Raw genomic sequence first — 3,133 nt, forward strand, 5'->3', positions numbered from 1 at the left:
CTGCACGGTCGGCCCCCTCACGCACGCCCCCTTCGACAGAGTAGGCCCGGTCACCCCTTCAGCGGAATGATTTCGATGGGCCGTCGCCGGCTACTTGTCCGCACCGGCGAAGCCTGACCAAACCGCGTGATCGGCCCGGCCATGGTCCTCTACCGGATGCCGCCCGACCATCTCCATCCCGCAGCGACTGGAGGCGGCTCGCATTGGCAGCACAGCTAGTCGGCCCGTCGGCACGGGGGGTGGGTAGACCCCCCTGGCACCCCCCGGCGGCACATGGCCGACACAGGGCATGGGGATCCACGCACGTAGGAACGCTGATTTGGGGCCGCCCCGCGATAGGCTGCGGGTGTGGCGAAGTCGTCGGAAGCGCGGCGTATTCTGCGTGACCTGAATAAACAGTTGGCCGCGGCGTCGGAGCGGTCGGGCCGGAAGTTGTCGTGGACCGCGCAGGAGACCGCGGTGATCGCCTAGATTTCGTCGATTCTGGACCGGAAAGCCGAGTTTCTGGAGCTTTACGACGCCGCCGAGGACGTCAAGGCAAAGCTGAAGCTGTCGGCCGAGGTGCGGCTGCTCGAGCAGGCGGCCGCCCGGCTGATCAAGGGGATCGAGACGGAGTTGCCGCAGCCGGCGTCCCTGCAGACGATCAAGGCGCGCCGGGCCGCGCAGGCTCGTTGGGATCGGTCGAATGCCGCAGGCTGACGACGACGACGTCGCCACCGAGGGGGGCTATCGACTGCCGGCGGGGGGCTACGTCAGGCTGCTGCGCGGGCAGTGCGAGATGCGCGCCACGATCGCGCACGTCGACCCGTACGCCGTCCTGAGGGATGACTGGGACCCGGCCCAGCACGCCGAGGCCAAGAAGCTGGCCGCCGACGTGGCCGAGGAGATGTTCGCCGAGAAGCTGGGGGAGCCGATCGCCGTCGCGCAGTGGCAGGCCCGCGGCCGCCCGGTGCCCGGGATGCCGCCGTGGTTGACCGCCTCAGCGGAGCACGGCGGCGCGACCCAGGTGCGCGTCTACCCCGATGATGTGTGTGAACCGGCGGCATTTCGTGGTGAGCGTTTGCCGAACGGGGTGGGGTTTGAACAAATCCGTGTCGAACCTTGGCATCGACCGCCGATTCAACGCGGCAGGGCTACCGACCGCTGACGCGCTGGGGCTGTGCGGGCCGTGGGCGCCGGACCGGTACTCGTCGGCGGTGCCCTGGGGCCGGGCAGCTCCGTAAGCTTCTCGGCATGCTCGAAGGGCCACCCCGTCAGGCCGTGGTCATCCGATTCACGCCGGTGAAAGCGGAGTTCGTCTTGAGCGGGCCAAGAAAGATGCCCGCCGACCAGAGGGGAAGGGCCACCACACCGCTTCGGTATGGGCGGATGTCGAGCACGCCGGTGAGACGCGTGACGATCTCATCGACCGCCTACTGGAGCTGACCGAGCTGCACGGACTCATCGCAGAGAAAAACCCCAGGTACTGGCTGTGCACGTCAGCGGGGGAACTATACGACCTGAATTTCAAGTTTGAGAAGGACGGGTACCCCGGGGAACCAGACGAGCATTACTCTGTGATTCTCGGCAATCCGCCAGACTTGGCCGACGCTGAACGGTTCCTGAGCGTTTTCCGGAGGGAAGAGAGGTGACGACATGGAGACCGAGATCATGATCGACCCGAATGTTCGGGTCGCAGGGAATGAGACATTCTCGGGCTTCGAGGACGTCCGTGGACCTATGCCGGTGGCGGGTCAGCACGTCGTGGTGCGCGAGCCTGAGGGCGATCTCATCGGCGCGGGTGTGGTTACCCGGCTCGACCAAGCTGCACGTCTGATTTACATCGCAGTCGACTGGCCAAGCCTTGTGCCCAACGTTCCGCCGAGACCGGACGAGCTGCTGCCCTATACGGACGCCTCATACGCCGTCGCTGAAACAGAGACCCAGTGTTACGTCGTCGGAGGTGGATTCGTCCGTACCCCCGGTAGCGTGCTGACCGGAGTGTGAGCGAGGCCGCCGAATCCGCACACGTCAGGATCATTCTTGCTGACTATGCGGCCGCCGACGACAAGGGCAAGCTCAACATTGTCGGGGGCGGGATCTCGATCGTCGGGATCAACCCACAGACTCAGGCCACCCCTGCAATTTCAGTCGTCGCGACTGTCTCCTTCGCCCCGGCGTTCATCGGTGAGAGTCCGGCAATCGAGTTGCAGCTCGAAGACGAGCATGGCGAGATTTTCGTCATGCCAGGTGATCCCCCGCAGAGGTTGCGTGCCGGTGTTTCCAGCGAAGTGAAATCATCAGGTGTAGCCGGACTTACGGTGCCGGGCAACGCTGTTCGGCCTAAGAGCCAGATCGTCATGCAGTTCATGAGTGGTTTGCCGCTGAAACCCGGTCACACGTACAGGTGGCGAGTGAAGGTCGACCATGTGACGCGAGACGACTGGACTGAATCGCTGTACGTTCCGACGGTAGCCATCGGGCCGACACTCGGTTGACCGAACCGGCACAGGTCTTTCAGCCGTCTGCCTCCAACACCCGCGCGGCGCGATGCAGCGCCAGGCCTATGGCCATCCTGTCGTCAAGGTCGCTGCGCCGGTCGAGTTGCACCTCGATCGCCCTGTCGGTGATCGCGGCGACCGCGTCAGCCAGCTCCCAGTCGCAGCGGATCACCTCGAGCGCGACGACTTCAGCCACCCGGTGGGCGTCCGCCGGCGACAGGTCGTCGAAGACATGGGCGCCGGCCAGCACCGCGGCCAGCCCCTCGAGGGCGGCGGCCAAGGCGGTGCCGGTGATGCCGAGCAGCGCGGGTAGCTCGTCGGTGAGGAACGCCACCGCGGGGTTGCTGGTGGTCTGGGGGACAGACGTCATCAGCCCATTGTTTCAGCCAGCTAACTGCCCCGTGAGCACGCCGTGAGCACAAATGTGACCCAAATCGGCATGATGCGACTTGAATTACCATCATGTGTTTTCGCAGCTAAGAACATGATTCAGGCCCCCGACCAGGATCGCTGAACCGCCGGAAATACAGTTCAATCCTGACAGGGGGCTCCCCCTCACAGCGGAATATCCGCTGGTAGAGCCGTTTTTACGTCGCATGTCCGCGTCTTTACGTCCGCCGTGCCCACATTTCTGCCCAACCGACAGCACGCCA

6 protein-coding genes are annotated in these 3,133 nt (G+C 64.9%); 5 read left to right on the plus strand and 1 reads right to left on the minus strand.

Going from position 1 to position 3,133, the window contains the following annotated elements; genetic code table 11:
• The first annotated feature begins 348 nt into the window (after nt 1-348).
• The 5 genes from ACLP9N_RS19725 to ACLP9N_RS19745 all read left to right on the plus strand — a co-directional run bounded on the left by ACLP9N_RS19725 (nt 349) and on the right by ACLP9N_RS19745 (nt 2,477).
• A complete protein-coding gene (locus tag ACLP9N_RS19725; RefSeq protein ID WP_442408996.1) occupies nt 349-471 on the plus strand; it encodes a hypothetical protein in 123 nt (40 codons plus the stop codon).
• Nucleotides 472-561: 90 nt separating this feature from the next.
• Nucleotides 562-699: a hypothetical protein gene (locus ACLP9N_RS19730; RefSeq protein WP_442408997.1), complete on the plus strand. Its 138-nt coding sequence runs from the start codon at nt 562-564 to the stop codon at nt 697-699.
• Nucleotides 686-1,147 (plus strand): hypothetical protein, encoded by a 462-nt coding sequence (locus tag ACLP9N_RS19735; RefSeq protein WP_442408998.1) that lies wholly within the window; start codon nt 686-688, stop codon nt 1,145-1,147. Before ACLP9N_RS19730 ends, ACLP9N_RS19735 begins: the two co-directional genes overlap by 14 nt.
• Before the next feature lie 488 nt (nt 1,148-1,635).
• Entirely contained in the window at nt 1,636-1,986 is a 351-nt protein-coding gene (locus ACLP9N_RS19740) for a hypothetical protein (RefSeq protein WP_442408999.1), read from the plus strand.
• On the plus strand, nt 1,983-2,477 hold the full coding sequence (locus ACLP9N_RS19745; RefSeq protein ID WP_442409000.1) for a hypothetical protein: 495 nt from the start codon (nt 1,983-1,985) through the stop codon (nt 2,475-2,477). The genes ACLP9N_RS19740 and ACLP9N_RS19745 overlap by 4 nt, the downstream gene beginning before the upstream one ends.
• Before the next feature lie 19 nt (nt 2,478-2,496).
• On the opposite strand, the gene ACLP9N_RS19750 is transcribed toward ACLP9N_RS19745, so the two are convergent.
• Nucleotides 2,497-2,850 carry a hypothetical protein gene (locus tag ACLP9N_RS19750; RefSeq protein WP_442409001.1) on the minus strand — a complete coding sequence of 118 codons (354 nt, stop codon included), beginning with the start codon at nt 2,848-2,850 and terminating at the stop codon, nt 2,497-2,499.
• Nucleotides 2,851-3,133: the final 283 nt, after the last annotated feature.

This window comes from Mycobacterium sp. (genome assembly GCF_052144515.1).
Lineage (GTDB): Bacteria > Actinomycetota > Actinomycetes > Mycobacteriales > Mycobacteriaceae > Mycobacterium.

Bases quoted from the DNA above. Each gene is read 5' to 3' on its own strand.
- ACLP9N_RS19750 (WP_442409001.1), bottom strand. From the start codon at position 2,850: ATGACGTCTGTCCCCCAGACCACCAGCAACCCCGCGGTGGCGTTCCTC.
- ACLP9N_RS19735 (WP_442408998.1), top strand. From the start codon at position 686: ATGCCGCAGGCTGACGACGACGACGTCGCCACCGAGGGGGGCTATCGA.
- ACLP9N_RS19740 (WP_442408999.1), top strand. From the start codon at position 1,636: ATGGAGACCGAGATCATGATCGACCCGAATGTTCGGGTCGCAGGGAAT.